General features: G+C 44.2%; 18 protein-coding genes and 1 other RNA gene. 10 read left to right on the top strand and 9 right to left on the bottom strand.

Annotated elements, in window-relative coordinates; translation table 11 throughout:
• Window positions 1-86: 86 nt before the first annotated feature.
• The gene (locus MYF79_RS10260; RefSeq protein WP_247813780.1) at window positions 87-908 is read right to left on the bottom strand and encodes a DUF4249 domain-containing protein; all 822 of its coding nucleotides are present in this window, start codon (window positions 906-908) and stop codon (window positions 87-89) included.
• Window positions 909-940: 32 nt separating this feature from the next.
• Window positions 941-3316, bottom strand: coding sequence for a TonB-dependent receptor (locus tag MYF79_RS10255; protein ID WP_247813779.1), 2376 nt, complete (start codon window positions 3314-3316; stop codon window positions 941-943).
• Between the two features lie 471 nt (window positions 3317-3787).
• Between MYF79_RS10255 and MYF79_RS10250 the strand changes: the two genes are divergently transcribed.
• Together MYF79_RS10250 and MYF79_RS10245 are read left to right on the top strand one after the other, a co-directional pair.
• Window positions 3788-4840: a sensor histidine kinase gene (locus MYF79_RS10250; protein WP_247813778.1), complete on the top strand. Its 1053-nt coding sequence runs from the start codon at window positions 3788-3790 to the stop codon at window positions 4838-4840.
• Entirely contained in the window at window positions 4837-5559 is a 723-nt protein-coding gene (locus MYF79_RS10245; RefSeq protein ID WP_247813777.1) for a LytR/AlgR family response regulator transcription factor, read from the top strand. Before MYF79_RS10250 ends, MYF79_RS10245 begins: the two co-directional genes overlap by 4 nt.
• A gap of 503 nt (window positions 5560-6062) precedes the next feature.
• Here the strand turns inward: MYF79_RS10245 and MYF79_RS10240 are convergent.
• Window positions 6063-6431 (bottom strand): winged helix-turn-helix transcriptional regulator, encoded by a 369-nt coding sequence (locus MYF79_RS10240; RefSeq protein ID WP_247813776.1) that lies wholly within the window; start codon window positions 6429-6431, stop codon window positions 6063-6065.
• Between the two features lie 91 nt (window positions 6432-6522).
• On the opposite strand from MYF79_RS10240, the gene MYF79_RS10235 reads away from it, so the two are divergent.
• On the top strand, window positions 6523-6972 hold the full coding sequence (locus MYF79_RS10235) for a DUF2147 domain-containing protein (RefSeq protein WP_247813775.1): 450 nt from the start codon (window positions 6523-6525) through the stop codon (window positions 6970-6972).
• Window positions 6973-6984: 12 nt separating this feature from the next.
• On the top strand, window positions 6985-8004 hold the full coding sequence (locus MYF79_RS10230; protein ID WP_247813774.1) for a zinc-binding dehydrogenase: 1020 nt from the start codon (window positions 6985-6987) through the stop codon (window positions 8002-8004).
• A gap of 846 nt (window positions 8005-8850) precedes the next feature.
• On the opposite strand, the gene ssrA is transcribed toward MYF79_RS10230, so the two are convergent.
• The 4 genes from ssrA to MYF79_RS10210 all read right to left on the bottom strand — a co-directional run bounded on the left by ssrA (window position 8851) and on the right by MYF79_RS10210 (window position 13732).
• Window positions 8851-9227, bottom strand: a transfer-messenger RNA (tmRNA) gene (gene ssrA / locus MYF79_RS10225).
• 314 nt (window positions 9228-9541) lie between these two features.
• Complete coding sequence (gene rseP / locus MYF79_RS10220; RefSeq protein ID WP_247813773.1) at window positions 9542-10876, bottom strand: RIP metalloprotease RseP; 1335 nt, start codon at window positions 10874-10876, stop codon at window positions 9542-9544.
• Between the two features lie 94 nt (window positions 10877-10970).
• Window positions 10971-12137, bottom strand: a complete 1167-nt coding sequence (locus tag MYF79_RS10215; protein WP_199657397.1) for a 1-deoxy-D-xylulose-5-phosphate reductoisomerase — start codon at window positions 12135-12137, stop codon at window positions 10971-10973.
• Window positions 12138-12238: 101 nt separating this feature from the next.
• On the bottom strand, window positions 12239-13732 hold the full coding sequence (locus tag MYF79_RS10210) for a GH3 auxin-responsive promoter family protein (RefSeq protein ID WP_247813772.1): 1494 nt from the start codon (window positions 13730-13732) through the stop codon (window positions 12239-12241).
• A 310-nt stretch (window positions 13733-14042) separates the two neighbouring features.
• Here MYF79_RS10210 and rplU point away from each other — a divergent pair, with 310 nt between their 5' ends.
• The 6 genes from rplU (at window position 14043) to MYF79_RS10180 (ending at window position 19007) form a co-directional block, all read left to right on the top strand.
• A complete protein-coding gene (rplU, locus tag MYF79_RS10205) occupies window positions 14043-14345 on the top strand; it encodes a 50S ribosomal protein L21 (protein ID WP_106603225.1) in 303 nt (100 codons plus the stop codon).
• Between the two features lie 36 nt (window positions 14346-14381).
• Complete coding sequence (gene rpmA / locus MYF79_RS10200) at window positions 14382-14654, top strand: 50S ribosomal protein L27 (RefSeq protein ID WP_199657399.1); 273 nt, start codon at window positions 14382-14384, stop codon at window positions 14652-14654.
• Window positions 14655-14728: 74 nt separating this feature from the next.
• Complete coding sequence (locus MYF79_RS10195) at window positions 14729-15151, top strand: histone H1-like repetitive region-containing protein (protein ID WP_199657400.1); 423 nt, start codon at window positions 14729-14731, stop codon at window positions 15149-15151.
• 1012 nt (window positions 15152-16163) lie between these two features.
• Window positions 16164-17837 carry a DNA polymerase/3'-5' exonuclease PolX gene (locus tag MYF79_RS10190; protein WP_247813771.1) on the top strand — a complete coding sequence of 558 codons (1674 nt, stop codon included), beginning with the start codon at window positions 16164-16166 and terminating at the stop codon, window positions 17835-17837.
• Between the two features lie 32 nt (window positions 17838-17869).
• Window positions 17870-18496, top strand: a complete 627-nt coding sequence (locus MYF79_RS10185; protein WP_247813770.1) for a DsbA family protein — start codon at window positions 17870-17872, stop codon at window positions 18494-18496.
• A gap of 16 nt (window positions 18497-18512) precedes the next feature.
• Window positions 18513-19007 (top strand): GNAT family N-acetyltransferase, encoded by a 495-nt coding sequence (locus MYF79_RS10180; protein ID WP_247813769.1) that lies wholly within the window; start codon window positions 18513-18515, stop codon window positions 19005-19007.
• Between the two features lie 302 nt (window positions 19008-19309).
• On the opposite strand, the gene MYF79_RS10175 is transcribed toward MYF79_RS10180, so the two are convergent.
• Together MYF79_RS10175 and MYF79_RS10170 are read right to left on the bottom strand one after the other, a co-directional pair.
• Window positions 19310-20221, bottom strand: coding sequence for a type IX secretion system membrane protein PorP/SprF (locus MYF79_RS10175; RefSeq protein ID WP_199657404.1), 912 nt, complete (start codon window positions 20219-20221; stop codon window positions 19310-19312).
• 2 nt (window positions 20222-20223) lie between these two features.
• Window positions 20224-26289: a gliding motility-associated C-terminal domain-containing protein gene (locus tag MYF79_RS10170; protein ID WP_247813768.1), complete on the bottom strand. Its 6066-nt coding sequence runs from the start codon at window positions 26287-26289 to the stop codon at window positions 20224-20226.
• Window positions 26290-26408 lie beyond the last annotated feature (119 nt).

The following is a 26408-nucleotide window of genomic DNA, read 5'->3' as shown; positions in this document are numbered from 1 at the left end:
TAGCTGAACCTGCTCTGAATATTGAGTGAGCGAAGGTTTCGATCAGGCGGATCACCTTTAATCTTTACTCCGCTCACCAAACCTGGTTATTTGATGGTATAGCTTTTGGTAGCTACTTCTGCCAGCCTGAAATACCCAAAAGCGTAATTCTGGCTATTGGTTTGATTGACAATATTTCCGCGAACGGCACTTGGGATGGTAGGGAAAGGATTGCCGTCATTACCGGAGGCCACTATCAATTTGAACATATAATTGTAATAATTTTTTGAGATGCCGTACAATTTGATGTCTACCCTGTCACCGGCTTTTAATTTTTCATGTGAATAGGATTCCTGCATTAAATTACCGTTGGTATGTTCATCGTCTTCAACCTCAAGTTCAGGAAACACTGAATAGGGCTGAGTAATGCTGTTCAGGTAGGCATTCATCCGGCTGGCATCATCCCGATAGTAAAATGTTATCTCCATTTCATCACCGGCCTCGCCTCCCTTGTTGTTCTGATCAATGTTATCCTCAATTTTAGGAACAGGGGTCAAGGTTTCTGTGGCGGTGTAGGTCTCTCCATTCAAAATGATCTTTAAATTATAGGTCTGGCCAATAACAGGAAGGAAATTGTTGCAAATGTATTGCCCTGTTCCGGGCGTTTCTACAAAGTTAAAAACCGAATTTTCCGCGTTGGTTACCGTAATCACAGCTCCGGAAACGCCCGGGAATTCGGAACTGTAATAACCCGTTGTTGTGGACAACACGATCTTTTGCTCATTGCCGGCTGTATTCTTCACCCAGTCAATAGATGCATCTACAACCAGTCTTGGCGCCGCTGTTTTAAGATCCGCAGTAATAACCTTCTCGCATCCTGTTACAAGCAGTGCAACAAATGGTATGAGCATTATTTTAAGTAGTTTCATTTTGTATCTTTTTTAAAGTAGGAAAGTTGTTTTTAAAATTTCACGTTGTACGTTATGCCTGGAACAATGCCGAAAATGGATATTCTTCTTGTCTCGCTTCTTCCGGTTTCCTCTTTCTGTCTGAAAGAATACGATGCTGCATTATTCCTGTTATAAAGATTGTAGATGCTGAAATTCCACTCTCCCTGCCATCCTTTTTTCTTGTTGGGCTTAGGTGTGTAGGTTGCAGATATGTCTAAGCGGTGGTACGCAGATAAAGAATTCTCATTTCTTGCTCCGTAACTCGCGACAGCAACACCCTGGTATAGATATTTTCCATTAGGAAATGTCGCTGCTTTTCCGGTTTGAAAAGTAAGAATAGCGCCAAAAGACCATTTTGGGCTTACCGAATAAGCGCCGATAACAGATAGATTATGCAATTTGTCGTAATTAGCCCTGTACCATTCTCCATTGTTTATACCCGGTTCATCTGCATTTCTGCCCGGTGTTCTTTGTTGCGCTTTAGAAAGTGTATAGGAAACCCAGCCGGTCAGTTTACCTGTATTTTTCTTCAACATCAGTTCCAGGCCATACGCCCTTGCTTCGCCATTCAAAAGCACCCTTTCTATAGCATCAATACCCAACAGGTCTGCACCGTCTATATAATCCGCCTTGTTTTTTATTTTCTTATAGAATGTTTCAGCTTCCAGGGAATACTTGCCGTCTTTGAAGTTGTGGAAGTATCCCAGCGCTACCTGGTCTAAGATCTCCGGTTTAAGGTATTTGTCAGAAGGAGCCCATATATCAAGCGGAGTTGCAGATGCAGTATTGGAAATTAAATGAACATATTGGCTCATTCTATTGTAGCTGGCCTTGATAGCATTATCGTTGTTCAGCGAATAAGCAAGAGCGACCCTTGGTTCCAGGTTGCCAAAGCTGGCTATCTGTTGATTTTTCTTATAGTTGACCACTCCTGTCGGATCAGCCTCTTCATAAATGTGAAACTCTTTATTATAAATAACCGGTTGGTCATTGGCATAAGTATAGACTTCCTGCGCGCCTACTCTTTGAAAGTTGCTGTAGCGGAGTCCAAAATTGACGGATAATTTATCAGAGAGACGTTGGTCGGCACTGATATAAGCTGCATTTTCATAAGCGTATTTTTTAGCCAACTGGTCCGGATTGATGGCTGAAGCCGCTCCATAAGGCTTGATCGTTCCGGGATTGAAATCGTAATAAATTGCATTAATGCCGTAATTTAAAGTGAGGCTGTTAGAAACATAATGTTTGAAATCATATTTAAAATTATAATTTTTCACCTCTGCTTTCCAGTCCATACCGATAGTCTTGATCTTGATCTGGTAGTCATAATCGCTATAAATGGCAGATGCATTAGAAAATATCTTGTTGGAGAATATATGGTTCCATCTTAGATTGAAAAGTTTGTTGCCATAGGTGTTGATGAAACTGTTATTAAAGTTCAGGTTGTCGTTGCCAAAGTATCCTGAAACAAACACATTGTTCTTATCATTGAATTTGTAATTGAACTTGGTGTTCAGATCGTAGAAATAGGCTGAATTGGGTTCATTGGCCATTTTCAAAAAGAGATGTGCATAAGATCCTCTCCCCGCAACCACAAAAGAACTTTTATCCTTAACGATAGGACCTTCAACTAGCAATCGGCTTGAGACTAATCCGATACCCGCGTTTACATGATACGCCTTGTTGTTCCCCTCTTTTTGATAAATATCCAGTACAGATGATATACGTCCGCCGAAATTAGCGGGGATACCTCCCTTATAAAGTTTCAGGTCTTTGATCACATCAGCATTGAAGACAGAAAAGAACCCGAATAAATGCGAGGTGTTATATACAACGGCTTCATCAAGCAATACCAGGTTACCATCTACAGATCCGCCTCTTACGTTAAATCCCGTCGCACCTTCCTGGGCATTAGTAACTCCGGGAAGCTGCAAGATCGACTTAAGAATATCTACCTCACCCAAAACTGCAGGCATCTTTTTGATCGTGGCGATAGATAGCTTATTGGTACTCATTTCAGGCTTGCGGATGTTAGCCAGCGGAGTATTATTCTTAATCACAACTTCATCCAGGGTTTTGCTGCTTTCCGTCATCCCAAAGTTCCTTTTTGTATTTTCGGTGAGTGTGATACTTTCTTCCAGGCGATCATAACCCACGTAGGTCAGGATAACGGTATAGGTTCCTTTAGGCAATGTTGTGGAATAAAATCCGTATGAATTGGTCGTCAAACCTACTTTCGCTTCCGGAATATATATGCTTACGCCAATGAGTGTTTCAGTATTGGACTTGTTCGAGATCGTGCCGCTAAGGGTAACTTTTTCCTGCGAATAAGCATAGAATACCGGCGCAAAAAAAAGTATCAGCACAGATAGGATTCTGTTTTTCATTTATAAAAGTTTGAGTTAAATGCCATATTTTCGGCTAAACTATATTTTTACAGAACCCGCGATTTTTATATATACAAAACATGCAGCTTAATATATCAACGCAGCTCTTACATATAGAAAAATAAATGCGGCGGGAGATTTCAGTAACAGAAGCGTTACAGTAAGAATACTTTTTATAATCAGACATCGCCAGTCGTCCTGCCAGCTTTTGCAATCCGGTAAAACTGCCCGGCCATGTATACATCGCAAGAGACCTTGCGCTTAGGCACGCGGCAAACCTTTCCGCTTAATGGCAGAAATCTCTTTCAGTCAACTCCATCCCTATAAGCGGCTGACCGGCGGGCATGTAATTGCACTCAGGGGAATGGATATCGTCTTTAAATCTCATTTTGGTATATAATTACAGGGCTTTTGTATAGTAAACTTTGTTTAATTCCGGAGGATCGCTTGATTTGCCTAAGATTTAGATTTATGGGTAAACCTTTACATGAAGAAACTATGGATGCTAATTGGATGCTTCAGTTAATTATTTCAGAAAAATACCGTTTTCTGCGACATATCTTACTGATCATCTTTTGTCTTGTTGTTCTATATTACAGTCCGGCGGACTATGTAGAACCTTTTGAGACATATAACAGACTGGTCGTTTTTTTTCAGATAATCCTGATAGCCTACAGTAACATGTATTTCTTTGTTCCCAGATTTTTGTTCAGAAACAAATACCTGAGCTATGGTCTTTTTGTGCTTTCAGGCATGGTCATTTCGTATTATATTCACGAAGTTTTTGCTGTTTCCTTTAAACGTAATCTATTGCCTAACGAGGACGACAACATTAACTTTTTTACTTTTTCCTTTATGACTATGGTGCTTATCATAGCATCGGCAGCAATTAAGTTATTTCAGCGGTGGATATCTGATGCGCAGCTGATCCATGACCTGGCATTAGCTAACACCAATAGTGAACTGGAACAGCTCAAGAATCAGATCAATCCGCATTTCCTTTTTAATACGCTCAACAATGCCAACGTATTGATTGAGGATGATCCGCAAAAAGCTTCGCAGGTATTGGTGAAACTAAGTGATCTGCTTCGCTATCAGCTTTATGACAGCTCAAGAGATAAAGTCCTGTTAACTTCGGAGATCCATTTTTTAGAAGATTTCCTGAACCTGGAGAAAATAAGACGGGATAATTTCAGTTTTTTAATATCCAAAGAAGGTGAATTGAGCGGAGTTCAGGTGCCTCCCTTATTATTTATATCATTTGTCGAAAATGCCGTAAAGCATAATAACGACTCAGCGAAGTTATCCTATCTGAATTTATATTTTGATGTGGGCCACAATGGGCTTTTTTTTAAATGCGTAAACTCGAAACCCGCGGTGAAAGCTGTTAATAAGTCAGGAGGACTAGGTCTGGCAAATGTCAAAAGAAGATTAGAATTGCTGTTCCCGTCCTCACATACTTTGAAAATAGAAGACAATCAGGAGACGTACTGCGTTACCTTACTTTTAAATCTAAAAAAATGAACTGTATAATCGTAGATGATGAGCCATTGGCAAGAAAAGCTATCGAAAAACTGGTTCAACAGACAGAAAATCTGGAGGTGATAGGCTCGTTTAACGGAGCAGAAGCCACTAAAGCTTTCCTGGGAAAAAATGCTGTAGATCTGATATTCCTTGATATTCAAATGCCGGGAGTGAATGGTATCGAATTTGCCAAAACCATTCCCAAAACCACCTTAGTGGTGTTTACTACAGCTTTTCATGAATTTGCTTCCGAAAGTTATGACGTAGACGCTATTGATTATTTGATCAAACCTGTAAAACCGGAGCGCTTTCAAAAAGCGGTTGAAAAGGCACAGACGTATTGTAAATTATTCCATACTGATCATACCAACAGCAACATAGAAAACATAACCAATGATTATTTTTTTGTAAAATCAGAACGAAGGATATTCAAAGTTCATTTCAGCGATATACTTTACATTGAAGGCTTAAAAGATTATGTGATCATTTATTTAGCAAATCAAAAAGTGATCACCCTAATGAATATTAAAACTATTCATGACCTGCTTCCAAAAAGCTTTTTTGTCAGGGTCAGTAAATCTTACATCATCAATGTAAACAACATAGATTCTGTCGATAACAATACGGTATACATAGGGAAAAACGAAATACCGATCGGCAATATTTACAGGGATCATTTCTTTAATGAATTTGTAACAAGGAAAATTTTAAGTAAGTGATAAATTGATGGCGGGCTACCAGCTGCGCCTGGCAGGCGTCTTCCTTTACCGGCTATTTATCATGAGCAGAGGTCTCAGTGATCCTGGCAAGTCTGAGGCTACATACAGGAAAATGCAGTAGCCTTTAATTGATCATCCAAGGTTGCTACCCTGGCCTTTTGTATGGTTGTAAGGAATTGCCATTGATCGGGATAAACAGCCAACATTCGCTCATATACGTCCATTATCTCCCTTATATGCTCAGGTGCAAATTCGCAGTTTTTATTGCCCGGGTTTTCGTGCAGTTTACGATAACGTCGGCTGGCATCTATCAATTGTACCTGGTCTTTGCGATAATATTGCTTAGTAACCAGACGTAAGTAGTAATGCCTTCAAATGCCGGAAAAAATGCAGTGTTCCGGTGTCTGGTTAGTCAGGTGCAGGTTTGGCAAAATAAAAAAACGGAAACTACACATTTCACTGTATTGTTCCCGTTCCTGGGCGTTGCTAATAGGTGATTGCCTTTACAGTGATTTTTTTATCGTCTCCAGATGCTTTTCTCCCCAACTGCTTAGGGCCAAAACGACCTCCTCCAAGGTAAAACTGTAATCGGTCAATTCATAGGACACTGTACCCGAAAAGCCTTCGTTGTCGACGACACGCTTAAGAAATCCATTCATTTCCAAATCCTTCAATTCATTAGATAACACTCTTGCCGAAATTCCATTGACCGCACGCCGGAGCTCACTAAATCGCTTACTGCCATTATACAAAGCTATGATGATCCTAAGCGTCCACTTTCCACCAAGAACAAAGAGTGCATCACCGACTCTTTGGATCAGCTTTTCGACTGTTCTTTCATCAATCTTTTTTAAACACTTTTCCATTTCCATTATACTAGTGATCTAAATGTTACAGGTAACCTTTAGATTACTAGTAACCAATGATTACCAAATGTATTTACTTTTGAAAGAACAATAAAATATGAAAACAAAAATCTTTTTAGGAGCACTGCTGTTGGCTGTTTTATTATGGAACACGGCTTTAGGACAAACTAAGACCGGTGATGAAATAATTGGTACCTGGGCTATGGAAAACGGGGAATCGAAGATCAGACTTTACAAACAGCACGGAGAATTTTTTGGCAAGATGATTTGGTCAAAAGATATGTATGAAGCTGATGGTAAGACTTCAAAAAAAGACGTCAATAATACAAATGTCAATCTGCGTGAGCGCTTTCTCAAAGACCTGACAATACTTGAGCATTTCAGGTTTGATAAAGATGAATGGTCTGACGGCAAGATCTATGACATTAAAAGTGGTAAAACGTACAGTTGTACCATTAAACTGAAGAACCAGGACGTGATGCTTGTCCGTGGATATATCGGAATATCTCTTTTAGGTAAAACAGTATCCTTTAATAGGGTGAAATAAAGAACACACCTAATGTCAGAGTCAACAAATATTATCAGTAATCAGGTTAATCATCGAGTGGCCATAAAAAATCCTGGCAAATACGCTGAATTAAGTATTATAAAAGAACAGATTCTATCTCCTAAAATCGGAGAGGTACTCGTCCGTGTTGAATATTGCGGTGTGGCCATGGGTGATATCCTATTCAGAAAGGGTATCAGTCCCGGTAAATTTCCCATGGTGCCAGGTTACGACATTGTTGGAATCATTATCTCTACCGGCGAAGGTGTCGTGAATTTCAAAAAGGGGGATAGGGTTGCAGGCTTGACATTGACCGGGGGGTATACGACTTACATTACGCTCCCGGTTACAGAGCTGATATTGCTCCCCAGTTCGATAAAACCGGAAGCTGCTGCTGCATCGGTGTTGAACTATACCACGGCCTACCAATTACTGGTAAATGTAGCAAAACTCAAAAAAGGCGATAGTGTATTGATACATGGGGCCGGAGGGGGAATAGGGTTAGCGGTACTCCAGCTCTGCAAATACCTAGGTATAGAAGCCTATGGAACCGTTTCAGCTAAAAAAATTAATGCCGTAAAGCAGGAAGGAGCAACCGCCATTGATTACCAAAGTAACGACTTTGTTGAATTCATCAGAAAAAGAAAGGCGAATATCGACGCAGTTTTAGATCCTATAGGTGGGTCTCAACTCTTCAGATCATTTAAAGTAGTTCGTTCCGGTGGTACCCTTGTTTCCTTTGGTATCGGTTCTGCTATCAATGGAAATGGTTCGCCATTTTGGAAGCTAATCAAGGCGATGCTTCCGTTATTGCTGCTTAAATTAAGCTTCCAAAAAAAACACGTAAAACTCTACGTCACTACTTCTAGAACCAAGGCACTACGTGAAGTCCTACAAGAGATTATCATTCTTTTGGCCAACGAAAAAATAGCGCCCCCAATCGCTAAAATATTTATGCTTAATGAAGCTGAAGAAGCCCATCAGTACTTGCTAAACGAGCGTCCGGCAGGAAAAATATTATTGAAACCATGAGAAGGGCAATTAGGAACCTAAAACTATTTCAAGAATCAAATTAGTATATCTTTAGGCAGACTGTCCATCAGCCGCTTCCTTACAGTTTTGCAGCACCGCCGATAGTTCCTCAACAATTGTCAGCTGCTCTTCTGAGAAAAATTCTGTTCCCATATTTGTGCTTTTTAAATAATGATATAGTAAGTTTCAAATCTACTCTTCATACTTGCCCGTATCACTGTTCTTAATGACGTCAAGAATGAACCAATTTGACAAAGAAAGTTTATGAACTAAACAACAAAATAGAAAAAGCCCGGAACTACTTTTGCATCGAGATATCGATAGCGCAGACTTTAAAGCAATCAAAACTGATCCCAAAATCAAATAACTATTCTATGTGATCTGATCAATACTTGCCAAAAAAAAGAGCAGGTTTTCAGACGTTGCAAAGAGCTGTTTATCGCTATTCTCCAATCTTCATCATATCTATGAAGAAGGGAATATTCAAATTAAGAGAAAGCTAATTTCCATCATCTTTCCTGAATATCTTGTTTGCAATGGTATCAGCTTTCGTAGCACGAAGGTAACCACAGCTATTAAAATTCTGTATCACAAGGAATCGGCATTTAAAGGAAGATTTCCATACAATTACTCCACGGAAAAGGAACGCGCAACTCTTTCAGATCAGCCGATTATATACCCAGAGGATTGTGATGGCCTGAAGGAAACGGTGTCATATCAACATGCGATGAATTTACAAGGAGTATAACTAGTATTTTATCAGGAGATCATCTATAAAATAAAACAGCTACCATTGTTATAGTAGCTGTTAAATATTTTCCCTTTTTCTCCCATCTGGGATTTCTGATGTGGAGTCGGCGGGAATCGAACCCGCGTCCAAACATATTCGCCGAAAGCTTTCTACATGTTTATTTGCGCATTATTGTGTCGGAACCATGCCAGGGGCGCAACTAACCAGCCTGGTCCTTATCCGTTGTTGTTTCGGTACCCACTCACAGAAACCATGAGTACCTATTCCGCTAAGGTTTTGATTTAGGCGGCGGCAGTTCTAGCAGACGGGAACTTGCGGCGGCCAAAATGGGTGCGCTAATCGCTGATTAGGCAGCCATGGCGTAGTTAGATTCGCCATTTAAAGGTTGTATATTCAGATTTACGTGCTAATTATACAACGCACGACATGCTTACACTCTCAAAGATCTATGCTGTCAAAACCAGGCGACCCCAGTTTGCTTTCGCAGCTTACAAAGGTAAGACATTCTAACGAATTTCCATCACAGTAAGGAGTAATGCAGGATAAATGACCGATATTTGTATTCAATAGCCGGGAGAATAAACTTTTCCCAGATGGATCGGGAAGCGCTAAAGTACGCTTTATACCTGCCGCAAACATGCCTTATATCCAGGGCATCCATACCTGGTTGGATCCAGGAAAGCAAAATTGAACTGATAACTTTTCAATAATGCCGTGAAGCAAATTCACCACATAAAAAAAGAGGCCCGTAAAGGCCTCTTTTTCTTATTTTAAATTGATCGTCAATTATTTAAACCAGTTCCTCCAGACATCCAATCCATTCGCGTATATCAGCAGGCTGAAGAGAATGACCATACCAATGATTTGCGCATATTCCAGGAACTTCTCACTTGGCTTACGACCGGTAACGATCTCGTACAGCAGGAACAGTACGTGACCACCATCGAGGGCCGGGATCGGCAGGATATTCATGAACGCCAGGATGATAGATAGTAAGGCAGTCATTTCCCAGAAGGAACTCCAGTCCCAATAGCCGGGGAACAGGTTGCCAATGCTCATAAAGCCTCCCAATGACTCATTGGCCTTTACCTCTTTGGATACGAAGATCAGGCGGAGCTGCTGAACATATTTCACCAATGTACTGATACATTTGGAAAAACCTGCTGGTATTGCCTCAAAGAAGGTATACTCACGGGTAGCAAATTTGAAATCCTTCACAGGATTAGCCGGGAACATACCTAAAGTACCATTCTCAGATACCTGGGGGAATAACTTAAGTGTATCTCCGTCACGTAATACCTGTATTGGTATCGTTTTATTTTTGTAAGGCTGTAAGGCTTTTTTGAACTCATGAAAATAAGAAGCAGGCTGGCCATTCACCGTCAGGGTCTTATCGCCTTTCCGGATACCGGCTTTTTCAGCGGGTGATTTCGGTAATACGCTATCCACAGTGAAAGGAATGCGTACTTCCATCAGAGTTCCCTTCTTTTTGATCATTTCACGGACAAAACCGGCAGGGATCTTGATATCCAGCGGTTTGCCGGCACGTTCTACCTGGATGCTGGTAGCCTCACGGAGGATGATCTCGGCAGGAATAGCTTTGAAGTTCTCTACGGGCTGGTGATTAACAGACAGGACCATATCCCCGTCACGTAAACCGATACTTTGTGCGAGTGAATCTACAGCGATACCATAGGTCAGGTTCTTGGTAGGCAGATAGCTCTCTCCCCAATGCCACAGCATCATGGCGTATATCAGGAAACCCAGGATCAGGTTCACAGTCACACCTCCTATCATAATGATCAGACGCTGCCAGGCTGGTTTAGAACGGAATTCCCAGGGCTGAGGCGGTTTGGCCATCTGCTCACGGTCCATGCTCTCATCCACCATACCGGATATCTTTACATATCCGCCGAGGGGCAACCAACCTATCCCATATTCTGTATCTCCTTTCTTCTTTTTAAACAGGGAAAACCAGGGATCAAAGAACAGATAGAATTTTTCAACCCTTGCTTTAAAAAGCTTGGCAGGGATAAAGTGCCCAAGCTCATGTAATACTACCAGTATTGAGAGCGACAGTATCAACTGCCCGGCCTTTATCAATATTTCTTGTGTGGTCATGTAGATGAATCTGACGTAAATATATAATGTTAATAATCTATAGATAGTCCGGCAAATATAGGCGGTTCAACTGCAGTACAGCGTTAATGTAATATTAAATTACAATCGCATTGATCATAGAATTGGCGTATTCCCTGGCAGCCTGATCGCTTTCATAATAGTCATGCAAGGTAGGTTTTTCAACGAACGGCACCTTCGCCATGATCTCTTCGATCACCTCCGTCATCTGCAGGAAGCCGATCCTGTTCTTCAGGAAGGCATGTACTACTTCTTCATTAGCGGCATTCATTACACAGGCAGCATTCCCACCTTTATGCATCGCCTCAATGGCGATGGCCAGGTTACGGAAAGTCTTGGTATCCGGTTGTTCGAATGTCAGCGTAGGATTATTCTTGAAAGAGAATTTCGGGAAATCGTTGGCGAGTCTTTCCGGAAATCCTAATGCAAATTGTATCGGCAACTTCATGTCAGGCACGCCCAGCTGCGCTTTCAGCGATCCGTCCACAAACTCTACCATGGAGTGGATAATGGACTGCGGATGTATCACCACTTCGATCTTGTCTGGCGGCAGATTGAACAACCAGCGGGCCTCGATCATCTCCAGGCCTTTGTTCATAAGGGTGGCACAGTCGATCGTGATCTTGGCGCCCATTCTCCAGTTCGGATGCTGGAGCGCATGATCCTTCTTCACGTTGATGAGGAAGTTCGGCTTTTTACCCAGGAAAGGGCCACCGGAAGCGGTGAGGATCACCTTGTCCACTTTGGTGAGCGACTCGCCGAGCAGACACTGGAAAATGGCCGAATGCTCAGAATCTACCGGGATGACAGGTACATTTCTTCTGTTGGCAGCCGCCATGACGATATCTCCCGCTACCACCAGGGTCTCCTTGTTAGCCAGGGCGATAGGTGTACCCTGTTCGATAGCTGCCAGGGTAGGCGCCAGACCTGCAAACCCCATTATAGCGGCCAGCATCATATCTATATTACTCCAGGCAGCCACTTCCACCATCGCTTTGGCGCCTGCGAATACCTTTATTCCTTTATCGAATAATACTTCCTTAACCTTCTCATATTGTGTTTCATCGGCTATCACAACAGCATTCGGACGGAATTTCAAAGCCTGTTCAATTAAAAGTCCGGCGTTATGGCCACCGGTCAATACTTCCACACTGAACTTGTCAGGATGTGCTTCAATCACCTCCAATGCCTGGATGCCAATAGATCCTGTGGAGCCAAATATGGCTATGTTCTTCTTACTCATTGATGCAATAATAAGGGAAATAAGAGAATTAGGATGTAGGATTTAAGGCGAAGGAGTACTATCTCCTTATCCCTGACTACCAATTCCTAATAAAAAAGTCCTCATTGGAGGAACTTGCTCAGTTCATCAGCCAATGATCTGTCATTGCTTAAACGGGGTACCTTATTTTGTCCGCCAAGTTTACCTACTGACTTCATATAATCGATAAAACCCTGCTTGCGTACCGCCCTGATCTTCAGGGGCTGCAGGATATTTCCTGTCAACAGATCATTGTAATAAATGTTCTTTTCCTGCATATATCCGTCCACTTTTTTCGCAAAAGCAGCCAGGTCGGCAGGAGGCGTTTCAAATTCTACGAACCACTCGTGATACGGCAATTCACCCTGTGGCGCTACCATAGGAGCTACCGTGAACTCAGTAATATGCAGATTTTCTTCCTTTGCAGCTCTCATCAGGCTGTATTCCACTTCCTCTCCGATCACGTGCTCTCCGAAAGCGGAGATAAAGTGCTTGATACGACCTGTAACCAGCAAACGGTAGGGATTGGTAGATACAAATTTCACGGTATCACCAATATTATATGCCCACAAACCTGCGTTGGTACTTACTACCAGCGCATAGTTCACACCTACCTGTACGTCTTTCAGAGACAAACGGGTAGGATTGGGATCGAATATCTCGTTGGCGGGAATAAACTCATAGAAGATGCCTGAGTTGGTGTTCAGCAACAGACCTTTATGTTCCTGTGTATCCTGGAAGGCAAAGAAGCCTTCAGATGCCGGGAAAGTCTCTACTGTATTGATCGGGCGACCAACGGAAGCCATGAGTTTTGCACGATAAGGTTCGAAGTTCACCCCTCCATATACTAATACGTCCAGGTTCTTAAACAGCTCTCCTACCGGCTTTCCGCTTCTTTCAATCAGCCTGTCGAAGTACATCTGCATCCATGGTGGAATGCCGCTGATCAGGGTCATATCCTGATCGATGGTTTCATCAACGATCTTATCCAGCTTGGTTTCCCAGTCTTCAATGCAATTGGTCTCGTATGAAGGCAACTGGTTGGTGCGCAGATAGCGTGGCACATGGTGATTCACAATACCGCTCAGGCGACCGTAAGGAATGCCTCCTACCCTTTCCAGCACAGGAGAGCCGGACAGGAAAATGAGCTTTCCGCTGGCAAACTCGGTTTTACCGGTTTCTGCCATGTACATCAGCAGGGCATTACGGGCGGTATCTATATGATTGGAAACGGAGTCTTTTGTAATAGGGATGTATTTCACACCGCTCGTCGTGCCGGAGGTTTTAGCCAGGTAAATAGGCTGTCCTTTCCACAATACGTTCTGTTTACCGTCTTTTATTTTATTGATATAGGGCTTGAACTGCTCATAATCCCTGACAGGTACTGCCTGTTTGAATTCATTATAATTATTGATATTCTCAAAATGATGATCTTTTCCAAACTCGGTCTTCCTGCCTGTTTTTATCAACTCCTCCAGAATAGCCTCCTGGTCTTCTACCGCCCGTTGCATTTCCTTCCTGATCTTGTTAGCTATGATGGAAGCAAATGGTTTGGCAAGCAGTGATTTAAGCTTCATGCCTTTTATTTTAGGATAAGTGAAAGGACAAATGTATAAAATAAAAATTGTTATAAAAGCCCATATTGCAAGGGTTCCAAGGTATTTGTGAGTATACCGGAACCTCAAGATGGAGGCGATTATCAGCGAAAACAGCAGTATATATGGCGATCACAATCAACTATATTAAAATAAAGTATGTATCTTTGAAAATATAAATTGTAATTCTCAGTGGAATCGGGCTGTAAACAGTCTGATAGCAAAAAGCTGAGAAAAGTTTGTCAATTAGAAAACAAATCCTACTTTTGCAGGAAATTATTTTTGGATAACTATGTTTGCAGTTGTAAAAATCGCAGGTCAGCAATTCAAAGTACAAAAAGACCAGGAAATCTTTGTACAACAGTTGCAGGGAAATATTGGAGATAAAGTGCAGTTCTCTGACGTGTTGTTAATAGATAATGGCGGCCAGCTGACCGTTGGTACTGATGTAAAATCAGTGGTTAAAGCAGAGATCCTGAGCCACGTTCAGGGTGATAAGGTAATTGCTTTCAAAATGAAACGCAGAAAAGGTTTCAGAAAGAAAGTTGGTCACCGTACACACTTCACGAAGATCCGGATCAACGAAATTGCTTAATTATTATTAGATAAAGTTTTAAACCTTACATAAGAAATGGCACATAAAAAAGGTGAAGGTAGCGTTAAGAACGGCCGTGATTCCCAGAGCAAAAGACTGGGTGTAAAAATATTTGGTGGTCAGGCAGCCGTATCTGGTAACATTATTGTTCGCCAGCGCGGTACCGTTTATCATCCTGGACAGAACGTAGGAATTGGTAGAGATTTTACCATTTTCGCAGTAGCTGATGGTGTTGTGGAATTCAGAAAAGGACGTGAAAACAAAACCATCGTTTCCGTAAGATCACTTGACACCACTGCCCAGGCGTAAGTCTGGAACAGTGTTTGCCATAAAGTTTTTTTTTAATACCCAATTTTAATTACTAACCCAAAATTCAAAAAACAATGGCAACAATTAAGAAAGCGGCTAAAAAAGCTGCTCCTAAAAAGGCTGCTCCTAAGAAAAAAGCTGCTGCTAAGAAAGCTGCTCCTAAAAAAGCCGCTGCTAAGAAAGCTGCTCCTAAAAAGAAAGCTGCTGCTAAGAAAGCTGCTCCTAAAAAAGCTGCTGCTAAGAAAGCCGCTCCTAAAAAGGCTGCTGCTAAGAAAGCTGCTCCTAAAAAGGCTGCTGCTAAGAAAGCTGCTCCTAAAAAGAAAGCTGCTGCTAAGAAAGCCGCTCCTAAAAAAGCTGCTGCTAAGAAAGCTGCTCCTAAAAAGGCTGCTGCTAAGAAAGCCGCTCCTAAAAAGAAAGCTGCTGCTAAGAAGAAATCTTCTAAACCAGCATCTTCCACTCCTCCAGCTCCGGCAGCTCCAATCGCTCCAGAGTTGTAAGATCGACTTTACAAACTGTGAAAATAAAAGGTCCTGGTTACACCAGGATCTTTTTTTATTTGTATCCGGGGCATGTGAATTTCTCCGGCATCGTATTCCCGGTATTGGGTCCCCCGGGTTTATTGTTCCCGCATTTTTATCCCCCGCATTTTTATCCCCCGGGTTCCACCCGGGGCTACAAACACGCGGCTCCTGACGGAGCCGATCGCAGCGATTGATACCGTTTTGTTGATTGCGTTTGCCATCGGCGTTTTATTCGTTTTTCACCGGCATTGTTCCCGTTTTTTGTTTCCGGTTTTTGTCCCCGGTTTTGTTCCCGCATTTTATCCCCCGGGTTGCACCCGGGGCTACAAACACGCGGCTCCTGACGGAGCCGATCGTAGCGATTGATACCGTTTTGTTGATTGCGTTTGCCATCGGCGTTTTATTCGTTTTTCACCGGCATTGTTCCCGTTTTTTGTTTCCGGTTTTTGTCCCCGGTTTTGTCCCCGCATTTTTATTCCCCGGGTTGCACCCGGGGCTATAAACACGCGGCTCCTGACGGAGCCGATCGTAGCGATTGATACCGTTTTGTTGATACGTTTGCCAATGGCGTTTTATTCGTTTTTCACCGGCATTGTCCCCGCTTTTTGTTCCCGTTTTTTGTCCCCGGTTTTGTCCCCCGCATTTTTATCCCCCGGGTTCCACCCGGGGCTACAAACACGCGGCTCCTGACGGAGCCGATCGTAGCGATTGATACCGTTTGTTGATTACGTTTGCCAATGGCTTTTTATTCATTTTTCACCGCCATTGTCCCCGCTTTTTGTTCCCGTTTTTTGTCCCTGGTTTTGTCAGCGTTTTTGTCCCCACATTTTATCCCCGGGTTGCACCCGGGGATAAAAACACGCAGCTCCTTACGGAGCCGATCACAGCGAATGATACCGTTTTGTACAAACACCCCAAAGCCGGAATACGGTAACCTTTCGCCCCGATTTTCAACTCGATCTATTAAATTCGCAATTCAATCCAATTTATGCTCGATAACTACGCCATTGCCGATAACTTCTCTCTGATTTCCAAACTAATGGACATCCAGGGAGATAATAGCTTTAAAGCTAAATCATTTTCCAGCGCTGCCTTCACCGTAGAAAAACTGCCTGTGCAACTACAGGTTACCCCGCCGGAAGAGATCTCTAAAATAAAAGGCATCGGCGATTCCATCGGTAAAGCTATCCAGGAAATGCTGGCTACCGGAAAATTCTCCGCCCTCGAAGCATACCTGCTTAAAACACCTCCCGGCATTCTCGAAATGCTGAAAATAAAGGGCCTGGGACCCAAAAAGATCGCTACTATCTGGAAAGAGCTCGAGGTGGAAACACTGGGAGAACTGCTCTATGCCTGTAACGAAAATCGCCTGACGCTTCTCAAAGGGTTCGGTCAGAAGACACAGGACGCCGTGAAACAGAGCATAGAATTCTACTTCAGTAACCAGGGCCGCTATCTCTACGCCCAGGCAGAAGCGCTTGCATTGTCGCTCGAAAAAGAACTGCAGCAGCTATTGGCGCCAGCCGCAGTCTCCCTCACAGGTCAGTTCCGCCGTACTGAAAATATCATTGACGAAATAGAACTCGTGGCCGCCCTCCCCACTCCTGCACTACTGGAAAAACTGGGACAGTTGCCGGCCCTGGGTCAGCTGACTGCTTTGGAAGACGCGCTGTTGGGGCAGCATGAACAGCATATTAAGATCCGGATCTATCCCGCGACAGCGGAAAACTTTGGCAAAACATTGTTCACAACCACGGCTACTCCATCCTTCCTGGAACGTTTCAATACCGTATACGATGTGAATAATGCCCCGGCCAATACCACGGAAGCAGAGATCTTCAGCCTGGCCGGTATGAATTACGTTGAGCCCTGCCTGCGATATAGCGGGGAATCCATTGACCTGGCGCTTAAAAAGCAACTACCTGACCTGATCTCACACAAGGATATTAAAGGCATTATTCATAGTCACAGTACCTGGAGCGATGGAGAACATACCCTGCAACAAATGGCCCTGAAAGCAAAAGAACAGGGCTTTGAATACCTCGTTATCAGCGATCACTCCCGCTCTGCATTCTATGCCAATGGTCTCAGTATAGAAAGGATACAGGCACAGCATGCGGAGATAGATGAACTGAATAAACAACTGGCGCCTTTCCGCATATTCAAGAGTGTTGAAGCGGATATCCTCAATGATGGCAGCCTGGATTACCCGGATGAGATACTGGCAACGTTTGACCTGGTGATCGCATCCGTTCACTCCAATCTGAAGATGAGCGAGGAAAAAGCAATGACGCGCTTATTAAAAGCAATCGAAAATCCATATACTACCATTCTCGGACATATGACCGGCCGGCTGCTCCTGAGCCGTAACGGCTATCCGGTAAATCACCGGCAGATCATTGATGCCTGTGCGGCCAACAATGTAGTGATCGAGATCAATGCGCATCCACGCAGACTGGACATCGACTGGGAATGGATACCTTATGCCATGGAGAAAAATGTATTATTGTCCATTGACCCGGATGCACACAGTACAGATGGATTCCATGATATCTATTACGGTACCCTGGCTGCACGCAAAGGCAGACTGACAGCAGCTCATAACCTGAGCAGTTTCAGTGCAGCAGAACTGGAAGCCTTCATCAGCAGGAAGAAAAAATAAAGACTTTAGAGTTGCCAACGTAAACAGCATACATGAAACTGATCTATATATATGACGCCCTTTGCGGGTGGTGTTATGGTTTTACTCCTGTTGTAGAGGAATTACTGCAGCGGTTCGGGAATGACATGGAAGTAGAGGTCCTTTCCGGAGGCATGTTCCTCAGTGCGAATCACAGACCTGCGTCTGCCATGTACAACTATATCAGCCAGGCACATAAACAGGTGGAAGCAGTAACTGGCGTTAAATTTGGACCAGCATTCCTTGAAACATATCTGCATACAGATGATATCATGGATTCTGAAAAACCCAGCATTGCGCTCACCGTGTTCAAACAATACCTGCCGGCTAAAGCGCTGTCCTTTGCACACGATATGCAGGTGGCCTTAAACTATGATGGCAAGAGCCTGAATGACGATGATACCTATCGCCATCTATTGCCAAAATATCAGCTGCCTGTAGAAGAGTTCCTCGACAAAATGAAAGAAGATAACAACAGGTATGATACGGTCCAGGAGTTCAAACAGGTAGAGCAATGGGGCATAACAGGCTTCCCTGCAGCTATCCTGGATGATGGCAAAGAATACTTCCTGATCGCCAAAGGCTATACGCCTATAGACCGGCTGCTGGAAGTGATAGATAAAATAACAGGAAAGGCATAAATAATCATAGGTAATTATGTACCAGATACGAACAGCTACCGTTAGCGATATTCCACTTATACAGCAGTTAACAGACGAGATCTGGAGGCCAACCTATAAGGACCTCATGACACCTGAACAGCTGGAATATATGATAGCATTGATCTACAGCACAGCTTCACTGACGAGCCAGATGACAGAAAAAGAACACCAGTTCCTGCTGTTGTATGATGCCCAGCGGCCGATCGGCTTTACTTCTTACAGCACTACTGATGAACCAGGCATTTACAAGCTGCAGAAAATATACGTGCATGGCGACTACCAGGGAAAAGGTGTGGGGAAGTTCCTGCTTGAGGGCGTTATAGAACGGGTTAAAGCGGCAAATGCGACCGTTCTGGAGCTGGATGTAAAAAGAGATAATAAAGCGAGATTCTTTTATGAAAAACAGGGTTTTACCATCCTGAAAGAGAAAGACACGTATATCGGTAACGATTACTGGATGAGAGACTACGTGATGAGGAAACCCCTATAAAAAAATCCAGCCTGGTAAAAATACCAGGCTGTTTCCCAAGTTAACCATTAAAAGACACAACTTTTCTAATTAAAATTCTTCAGGTGTATCCGGAAAATATTACTTATCCCTCTTCACCTATCTATACATACTTACGGTAAATGTTTAAACATGGATTTTAACGCAGGCCTTTTTCCTAAAAAGAAGGAAACCTCCGCTATCCCTTCATTATCAACTGAATATGAGGGCAAAAAAAATTCCCGCATTTGTAATGCGGGAATTTGATAAATCAGTATGTGTTTTCGGTAATATAAGCTCATGAATTAGAAAACCCGCGGAAGAATTTCATGATCGCTACTCCAGCCAAAACGCAGATTCAGCATGAGCTCATGCGATACTGTCTGCGCTCCTTTCAGGTTAGATGACATCGGCGTATCATAGGAATAACCAAACTGGAAATAAGGCCCTACTCTCACCTGCACCAAGCCGGTCACTGTCTTCTCTGAACGCCAGGAAGCACCCAGCCAGACTATTTCCTTCAGGAGCACGCTTGTGTTGATGTCATATTGCAAACCAGTGCCTTTTGCCTGCCTCAGCAATATGGATGGTTTTACCAGCACATCGTCATTTACCCTCGCTGCATATGCTGCCTGCATATAATAATGTGAAATGGTCTTCACTTTATTTACGCTGTTGCCGAGATCAAAACTTTTAAAGGCGGGCGCTGATAAACCGAGGTAAAAGTTCTCAGAAAAGAGTGCAAAACCAAATCCTACCTGCGTCTTCCAATAACTCAGATTGGAAGCGAATGTCGGGTCGGTAGTGGTCAGCTCACTATTCTTTTCATTATACTGCGACATACCAGCCTGCAATCCCATGGCCAGCTGCAAAGTTTCGTTCAGGGAAACCTTCTGTGCTGCCAGCAGGTTATAGTCGGTACGTGTTTGTACGGTGATCGATTCCCGCATAGCCGTGAACCCGATACTGGTCCCTTTCTGATTCATCGGCGTATAAAAAGACATTGTAGCTGTTTTAGGCGCTCCATCCACTCCTACCCACTGATTACGACCTACCACTGTTAAACTGGCTGATTCATCGGTGCTGGCATAAGCAGGATTGATCACTATACCATTCAGCATGTACTGGGAATAGATAGGACTCTGCTGAGCCTTCGCCGGTACATAACATGCAGCAGCTACAAGTAGATTTAAAAGGATTTTCTTTTTATCGATCATCACTATCTTTTTATTACAATGAATCCGGTGTAACGTTTCTTATTACCGTTGGTATCCGTAGTATGGATGATGAAGAAATAAGAACCATCCGGAACATCCTGGCCTTTAGCTCCACCGGTGTTACCCTTACCATTAAAGTTATTCGTCTGGTTGTTATAATTCTTCGTTGTGAATACAGTACCACCCCAACGGTTAAATACTGTTACTTCATTCTCCGGATATTTTTCAATGTTTTCGATCTGCATTACATCATTGCCCAATCCGTCATTGTTAGGAGACATGGCAGGATGCACACGCAGGTTACCCTTGTTATCATCCTTCCATCTGCCATCTGTGATAAAACGCTCTACGTAGTCAGGTACACCATCGCCATCCACATCACATTCCATACAGATCTGGATCAGGCCAGTTGCTGCAATAATAGAATCCAGGGTTGGCGGATGCTGGTTGGATGATACCGTTGCTCTCAACAAACGCATACCGAAGATCTTATCTTTCTCCACACTGTTCACCAATACCGGGATCTCAACATCTGTTTCGCCCGGTAAGATCAGCACCGGCGATACTGTATTGTCATAGTCTTTCACCGGTGTTGCTGCCAGCGTATTGGCAGGGATCTCAGTTGCCGCAGGTGTGTAGAACTCATAGTATACAGTGACGATACGTGAGCTGGTGCGGTTCAGATGAAGCTTGAATGGCAGTGGCTGACCAATAGTATCGAAGGCCACCTTTACAGCATAACGACTGTCAGTAAAGGTCAGTGTCAATGAATCGTCGTCTCCTACAGAATTGATCACTTCACTTGCCAGGCCTGTGTAGTAAGGCGGTTTAGCGCTGAGTGGATCATAATCCCTTACCGCTGCCTTGATCCATCCGTCATCATCGCTTACTTCATTATTGTTAACTTTTACTTTAAAGCGTGCTTCCTGCAGCCCTTTAGGTACCGTTATTTCAATGCTCTTTCCATTTACTGTACCTCCTGAAAGTGTAAGTGTTCTGTAAACATCATTGGTAACGTCGAGTGTGACAGGCAGATCTACTGTAATGGCCCTGCTCAGCCTTACCACAAACTCAACTTCCTCTCCTTCTGTGATCTGGCTCGTAGCCGCAAACAGGTTTACAGTAGGTGTATCGATGTTATGGTTATAGATGATCAGTGTGGCTGCCGGATTGCTGACAAATGTCCAGTTTACATTTGGCAGTGTTGAACTAGCGCTTGTCAATGTAGACTGTAATGTTACATCTGGTCCTGCATAATGGATACCGGCAGGCGATACCGGCACATACACCATACTCTCTCCTTTCGGGATGATCGCATATCCGGGCAGGATGTTATAGTCAGTACCAGGAGTAGCGGTACCTCCAAGGTTGTAGATCACCTTCACATTGTCTGATGCCACCAGTGTTGAATCATTGAAGCGGATCCTGAATGAACCCGGAGTAGATGGCTGGGTGGCATCGCTGATCCTTTCTATCATTATCTGGCGGGCTGTCGCCTTCGGACCGGTAGTTGCATTTTCATCATCTACTACAGTGATTAACACAGGCGTGATATCCACTGTCATATTGATCGGATGGCCATTATTATCTGCAACAGCATTGGTCAGTGTCACCCTCAAGGTCTGATCGCCCTGCAGGATCTGGTCATCCTTGATACGTACAGGCACGGTCACTTCCTGAGAACCGGCAGGAATGATCACCGATGTAGGAAGCGGCTCGATATTCGTGCTGCCATATATTGCCCTGTAGCTTACGGTGACATCTGAAGTGGAAATAACCGGCATTTTGATAATAAATGCGCCATCTGTTGCTGGTTCAGCAGCGTCGCTTACTTTCTCTATTGTCAGCGCCGCTCCTGCTATTTCCAGGATGTTCAGCGGCGGTACGGCTAAGAAGTTAAAGCCTGTTGCGCTGGCTGCAAACTGCAGTATAGTTGTTCCTTCCAGTCTGTAGTTATTAGGTACGCTCAGGAAGTAAGTAACCTTGCTGCTGTCTTTTGCGATGGTCACTGTTGTTGGCAGACCAACATAATTAGTGATATCGGCAGTGGAAGAAGGATCTGGTGTAATGTCAATAGTGATAGGCAGCGTTGTTACTACCGCAGGATCAGCAAAACCGATCGTCACTTTTGTTGCACCACCGCCCTTCGTGATAGCAGTAGAATCGAATGATATTTGCAGTGCCGCTTTAGTCGGATCACTGATGGTAGCATCGTCTATATAAAGATTAAAAGTATCAATCACCAATTCCGGCATCAGGGTGGCACTACCGGTGAATTGTAAGAGTTCCGCACTTTCAATCACCTTGTCTGCCGTTGGTGTGATGACGAAGTCTGCATAGCCTACTGCCGGATTCAGCGTGAAGCTGGTTGGCAAGCCGGTGTAATCTGCAGGAACAGTCTGGGAAGCGGATGTTGCAAATACCGACAACAATACCGGTTTGTATGGCGTCACTCCGGGTGGCAGGCTGGCACGCACAGTATACTGAACACCTTCTTTTACATGGTCAGTCTGGCTTGCCGGCTGCGGCGTGAAAGTAACCTTCAGGTTTGCCGGATCATCTGCGGTAACATCGATCATGTTGAGTGTCACTGAATCTTTCGGATAACCTTCTGTATCTACTATCACTACCAGTTTCTCATCATCGTTCAGTATGTTATCTGTGCTGGCTGCTACAGGTACCGGTATGGTAACTGAGTTACCGCTCAGTGTAACCGTTTGCGGCAGACCGGTAAAGCCGGCAACAGCCTGGGAGCTGAGCCCCCTTGTCAGGTTGATGGTCAATGGTGTGGCAGGTACTGTACCTGATGGTAAAGTAATGGTGATAAATGCACCTGCGCCACCTTCAACAATATCTGTTCTGTCGGTAGTAACTTTTGGTCCGGATATCTTTGTTTTATCCTTAATGATCACGGTAGCCGGTACTACTGTCAGACCGCTGATAGCAGGGGACGTAGCCGTACCACCGAGCACCATATTCTCATCTCCTTCTACTACAACATCTGTTGCAATCGTTACCGCTGTCGTCACACTATTACCACTGGTCAGTGTAAGCGGTGTGGTAGCTAAGGTATAATCATCCGCAGCGGCAGTGGATGGCGGTACAAGTGCCGGCGTAATATCGATAGGCACTTCTGTAGTGAAACCGGCAGGCAGGCTGAAAGTGAAGCTGTAACCGGTTCCTCCTTCATCCATTTCCGGATGACTGGATGTAACAGTGATCTGTTTATTTGCAGGATCATCTCCGGTTGCATCCTGGATCAATCCACTGAAACCGCTTACTGTCAGACCTGGCAGCGTGGTAGCTACCCCCGTCAGGGTCACTGCTTCATCTGCTTCAAAGATCTTATCGCTCACAGCGGTGAAGCCACCGGCGATGGTATATGTATTCAGGCCGGCAGGCAGTGTAATAGTAGCCGGCGCAGTATAATCGGTAGTAGCTGCTGCAGAAGAAGCATCGTGTGACAACGTAATAGAGATCGGATCTTCTGCGGTAATGGTTGTATTTACAAAACTGATCTTAATACCGCTGTTACTGCCCTCTTTTAATGTAGGCGTCACCAGCTCGATCTTCATATCCTTGTTACCTGCAACATCGCCGGTAGCATCCTGGATAGTGATCAGTGAAGAGTCTGTGGTGAACCCGTTTGGTTGTGTTACGATCCACAGGCTTTCATCGTTTTCCAGTACATTATCAGCCTTCGCGATCACTTTAGCAGGGAAGGATACTGAATTCAGTCCTTTTTTGATCACTACGCTGGTTGGCAATGCACTTACCAGGTCAGCATCACTTGCTTTTGAGCTCAGGCCTTTTGAAATAACTACCGGGATATCGTACAGTGATGTAACACCCGGAGGTAATGATACTGTCACAGTCGCACCGGCATCTCCTTCTTTAATCGTTGATGGCGTAACTGTCAGGATCACTTTATTGGAGCTGTCGGCATCTACGTCTCTGATAGTAATCTGCGGACCGGTATAATTATATACACGACCGGCTCCAACATCATCCATCGCAACGATGTCGAGGTCGAAATATTCAGGTGTAGGGCCTTCAATCAGTTTATCAGCAAACACGGTGAAAGGTACTTTCGTAACTGTAGTACCCGGAGTGATCTTGAATTCCAGATTGGAGTAATAGTTCAGGTCAAAGTCCACCTGGTCTTCCGCAGTAGCGTTGTCCCAATCCACGTAGATCTCCTGCATGGTTATGTTCACCTCTGTAGTTACCCCCGGCGGCAGGTGCAGGCCCAGGTAACCGCTATATCCCTCGGGTATAGGCCTTGCGGCATCCGGAGAGATACAGTCAGCCTGGATCTGTGAGTAGGCAGGATTCAGGAAGGTACTGTCTTTGATCTGTATATCTTTCTGGCTGGCAACACCGATACCTAAGATAGTACCCTGGAATTTCAGGGACAGGTTCTCTGTGTTTTCCAGCACTTTATCTGATTTGGCGCTGAAAGTGAATATTGATGTACCTGTCTGGTTAGCAGGTATTACAACGTTGGCAGGAACAACGTAGTCAGTATCTCCTGCGGTTGATGTTCCAACGCGGGAGAAAGTGATGACGATGTCTTCCGGACAGGTAATACCAATTGGCATGGTGATCCTGGCTTTGGAGGAGTTACCTTCAAAGAGGGAAGTGCTGTCAATGTTCATTGTCAGCGTTCTCGGCTCATCATCCACGATGGTATAATCCACTTCGGAAGTGCCGGAGATGCTTAACAGGGACGTACAGGTACTCACCAGTTTTAGGCGGAGGGTACGGCTGTATTGCAACTGGTCATTTCCAATCACATGCAGGTTGGGAATGGTCACGTTCTTAGGCGTGGTATAGTCGCCCGCAGGTACAAGGAAAGCCTCCTGGCCCAGGGTAAAATCAGTTCCCGGAACAGCAGGATGTGAATAGTTGGAAGCGTATGCCGCGTCGTATTTCACCAGTACGTAGGCAGGTGCATTCAGTTTACCTCCCGATACTGTCAGGGTAAGGCCCTGTGCAGGCTGTTCCCCATCCGAAGTATTTCCTTCGTTACCGGAGAGGGTACCGTTGGAGAATTTGATATTCACCGCCGCAAATCCGGGAACAGGGATGGTATCTTTCATCGCCGCGATCGTATCGAACTCTGTCATGCTGGTTCCATACCCCGAAAGCAGGCGATATGTTTTAAAGTTCATGGGATCAGGGTCCAGGGAACCATCACGGAACACTGAGCCTAACTGTTTCATGATACCCATGGAACGGGCATTCCCGTCAATACCACCGGCAACGGTGTTATAAGGGAAATAACCGGCATCATTTATATAGAAGCGATGGCCCGGAAGGGAGACCTCCCAGGAGTCGAACTTTCTCAGTGAACGGTATACATGGCTTCTGGGCGCTTCGGGAGTCAGGGCGCAGCTGGCGTCGCGGTATACACCGACGGTGGTACCATCCGGGCTCATGAAACCGTAGGCGCAGGTACTGGCAGCATCCGGATCGTCGCCGGCGGCGGCGCCCATTACTACCTGCTCTGACTGGTACAGCAATGCCTTTGTAAAGCCGCTGATCTGTGGCAGGTGTAATACATAGTCCATGAAGAAATAGTTGGTGTTCTTCACGTAAGACACGATGATGGTTACCGTACCGGTTTGCCCGGTAGGATAGTTCTTATATTTATCGAGGATGGTACCTACGATATGTACTTTGTAAGGATCCCAATATTCACCGGTACCTGATATCGGGGAAATATAACAAACAGCGGGACTTTTCAGGTTTGGCGGAACCAGATAGGAGCTGTTCTTAAAATCCAAAAAAGCCCTCATACCCTGAGAGCTGTCTGTTCTGATATAACTTTCTAATAATCCTTTCCGCGTGACCTTAATTCCACCGTCACTGAGTATCTCGATCTTCAGGTCATTAGACGCAGGAGTACCACCGCTAGGATTGATCACAGCTTTAACAGTCTGCGCATTAACTTCACTGCATATCAACAGTAATAGCAATGGCAGCACGATCCGGCAAATGGCATTCGGCAATTTACGCAACGCTGTAATGGTACTGCGTTTCATAGGATTGGGAAGCTTGAACATAATAAACTGTGTAAAGTTGTATAATCCATCAAATACTTAAAAAGGTCACTGCTTCAATAAAGATGGTTAGCCTGCACACTGTGATGTGCCGGATTTTTGGTAGTTCGCATCAAACAATT

The sequence above is a fragment of the Chitinophaga filiformis genome (assembly GCF_023100805.1).
Taxonomy (GTDB): domain Bacteria; phylum Bacteroidota; class Bacteroidia; order Chitinophagales; family Chitinophagaceae; genus Chitinophaga; species Chitinophaga filiformis_B.
This window is presented reverse-complemented; position numbering and strand designations above follow the sequence as displayed.

What these genes read in the sequence shown, in the direction of transcription:
- rpmA (WP_199657399.1), top strand. Translation starts at nt 14,382, where the DNA reads ATGGCACATAAAAAAGGTGAAGGTAGCGTTAAGAACGGCCGTGATTCC.
- MYF79_RS10190 (WP_247813771.1), top strand. Translation starts at nt 16,164, where the DNA reads ATGCTCGATAACTACGCCATTGCCGATAACTTCTCTCTGATTTCCAAA.
- MYF79_RS10175 (WP_199657404.1), bottom strand. Translation starts at nt 20,221, where the DNA reads ATGATCGATAAAAAGAAAATCCTTTTAAATCTACTTGTAGCTGCTGCA.
- MYF79_RS10235 (WP_247813775.1), top strand. Translation starts at nt 6,523, where the DNA reads ATGAAAACAAAAATCTTTTTAGGAGCACTGCTGTTGGCTGTTTTATTA.
- MYF79_RS10185 (WP_247813770.1), top strand. Translation starts at nt 17,870, where the DNA reads ATGAAACTGATCTATATATATGACGCCCTTTGCGGGTGGTGTTATGGT.
- MYF79_RS10230 (WP_247813774.1), top strand. Translation starts at nt 6,985, where the DNA reads ATGTCAGAGTCAACAAATATTATCAGTAATCAGGTTAATCATCGAGTG.
- MYF79_RS10195 (WP_199657400.1), top strand. Translation starts at nt 14,729, where the DNA reads ATGGCAACAATTAAGAAAGCGGCTAAAAAAGCTGCTCCTAAAAAGGCT.
- MYF79_RS10250 (WP_247813778.1), top strand. Translation starts at nt 3,788, where the DNA reads ATGGGTAAACCTTTACATGAAGAAACTATGGATGCTAATTGGATGCTT.
- MYF79_RS10260 (WP_247813780.1), bottom strand. Translation starts at nt 908, where the DNA reads ATGAAACTACTTAAAATAATGCTCATACCATTTGTTGCACTGCTTGTA.
- MYF79_RS10245 (WP_247813777.1), top strand. Translation starts at nt 4,837, where the DNA reads ATGAACTGTATAATCGTAGATGATGAGCCATTGGCAAGAAAAGCTATC.
- MYF79_RS10255 (WP_247813779.1), bottom strand. Translation starts at nt 3,316, where the DNA reads ATGAAAAACAGAATCCTATCTGTGCTGATACTTTTTTTTGCGCCGGTA.
- rplU (WP_106603225.1), top strand. Translation starts at nt 14,043, where the DNA reads ATGTTTGCAGTTGTAAAAATCGCAGGTCAGCAATTCAAAGTACAAAAA.
- rseP (WP_247813773.1), bottom strand. Translation starts at nt 10,876, where the DNA reads ATGACCACACAAGAAATATTGATAAAGGCCGGGCAGTTGATACTGTCG.
- MYF79_RS10240 (WP_247813776.1), bottom strand. Translation starts at nt 6,431, where the DNA reads ATGGAAATGGAAAAGTGTTTAAAAAAGATTGATGAAAGAACAGTCGAA.
- MYF79_RS10210 (WP_247813772.1), bottom strand. Translation starts at nt 13,732, where the DNA reads ATGAAGCTTAAATCACTGCTTGCCAAACCATTTGCTTCCATCATAGCT.
- MYF79_RS10180 (WP_247813769.1), top strand. Translation starts at nt 18,513, where the DNA reads ATGTACCAGATACGAACAGCTACCGTTAGCGATATTCCACTTATACAG.
- MYF79_RS10215 (WP_199657397.1), bottom strand. Translation starts at nt 12,137, where the DNA reads ATGAGTAAGAAGAACATAGCCATATTTGGCTCCACAGGATCTATTGGC.
- MYF79_RS10170 (WP_247813768.1), bottom strand. Translation starts at nt 26,289, where the DNA reads ATGTTCAAGCTTCCCAATCCTATGAAACGCAGTACCATTACAGCGTTG.